The sequence below is a fragment of the Streptobacillus felis genome, from assembly GCF_001559775.1.
Lineage (GTDB): Bacteria > Fusobacteriota > Fusobacteriia > Fusobacteriales > Leptotrichiaceae > Streptobacillus > Streptobacillus felis.
The window spans coordinates 1-817 of record NZ_LOHX01000009.1; the positions used below are offsets into that span (position 1 = coordinate 1).

2 pseudogenes are annotated in these 817 nt (G+C 24.5%); both read left to right on the forward strand.

Features of this window, described 5'->3' with window-relative positions:
* Window positions 1-390: pseudogene (locus tag AYC60_RS08760) on the forward strand (hypothetical protein); the annotation flags it as partial.
* Between the two features lie 208 nt (window positions 391-598).
* Window positions 599-817: pseudogene (locus AYC60_RS00130) on the forward strand (IS30 family transposase); the annotation flags it as partial.

Genomic DNA, 817 nt, shown 5'->3' on the forward strand with positions numbered 1-817 from the left:
ACCAATAGAAGGGTACTAAAATTTAATTCTAGATTACCATATGGACATATTTCAACAATTGATGAACATAATTGTGACATATTAAAGAAACAACCTGTAGTTTGTAATAAGTGCCCTAGATTTCATAAAAATAATTGTACCCATGATTTTGTTGTTTATAATTCTATTAAGGCTAATGAAATATATTTAGAAGGTAAAAAGAAAAAAAGTACACCAAAAAGAGATAAATTTCTTAAATTAGTTGAAAAATATATAAAAAGAGGTCAACCAATATCTCATATATCAGTTAATATATATAGGAAATATGGCGAAACTATTAATAGAAAAACAATTTATGATTGGTCTAGATTAGGATTACTTAAATATAATAAAAGGAAAAGAATACAGTGATTTTTTAGAATATGTTAAAGAAAATCCAGATGTAACAATAACAGAAATAGATTTAGTAGAAGGATGTAAAGGTCCTGATTGTTCATCTTTTTTACTTACTATGCTAATACCTTCAAAGCAATTTCTATTTGCATTTAAAATAGAAAACAAGCAAGCACAAAGTGTTATAAAGATTTTTGATATGATAGAGAAAAAAATTGGATATAAAATGTTTAGAAAGTTATTTGGTATAATGTTGGCAGATCAAGGTAATGAGTTTTTAAAATTTAAAGAAATAACAAAAAGTATATTTAATTCATATTCACAAAGATGCAAAATATTTTACTGTGATACAGCAAGTCCACAACAAAAACCAAACATAGAAAATATACACACTATACTTAGGAGATATATACCAAAAGGAAGAAATATAAATGATTATGAACAA